This is a genomic window from Clostridium sp. CAG:265, assembly GCF_000436575.1.
Lineage (GTDB): Bacteria > Bacillota > Clostridia > Clostridiales > Clostridiaceae > Clostridium > Clostridium lentum.
In genome coordinates this window covers 1-619 of record NZ_FR886629.1, presented here as the reverse complement: position 1 = coordinate 619, position 619 = coordinate 1, and the positions used below count along the sequence as shown (strand labels likewise).

The 619-nt window shown below is 31.8% G+C and carries 1 protein-coding gene; it reads left to right on the top strand.

The features are described 5' to 3' along the window. A partial coding sequence (locus Q5O29_RS08535) for a YARHG domain-containing protein (protein ID WP_302631976.1) occupies positions 1–552 on the top strand: 552 nt, incomplete at its 5' end. Positions 553–619: the final 67 nt, after the last annotated feature.

Below are 619 nucleotides of genomic sequence, written 5' to 3'. Positions count from 1 at the left end.
TTTATTGGATGTAGTAGGCCAGCTGATAAAGAAGAGGTAGACATAGAATCAATAAAAGAGCAAGTACGGGCAGAGCTTGAAGAGGAAAATGAGAAAGCTAAGGAAGAAGAAGAGGAAAAACGTCAAGAGGAAGAACGGATAAAAGAACAAGTTAAGGAAGAGGTAGAACGACAAAACGCTAAAAATGATAATAAGGATGTAAATATTAATATAACTGAGGATTCTAAACCAGATTCAGTGGTGATTGTACAAGAAAAGCCACAACCTGTATATTATAGTAGTGATTTTATTTTTCCACAAAGTAGCACCGAATATTTATCTCAAAGTCAAGTAAGTAGTCTTTCTGATTATCAACTTGGCATAGCAAGAAATGAAATTTATGCAAGACACGGATATATATTTAAGTTAGATAGATTTAAAAGTTATTTTGAATCACAAAGCTGGTATGTACCAAGATATTCAGATGCCAGCAGCATAAGTTTAAATGAAATTGAAACTTATAATGTTGCCCTTATTAAGGCTGAGGAAGATAGCAGAGGAATACAGTGGTAAAAAATTTTATATTATCAATATAAAAGGCTTTGTTTTAATAAACTGTTGAAATTTGATTAACCTCTAT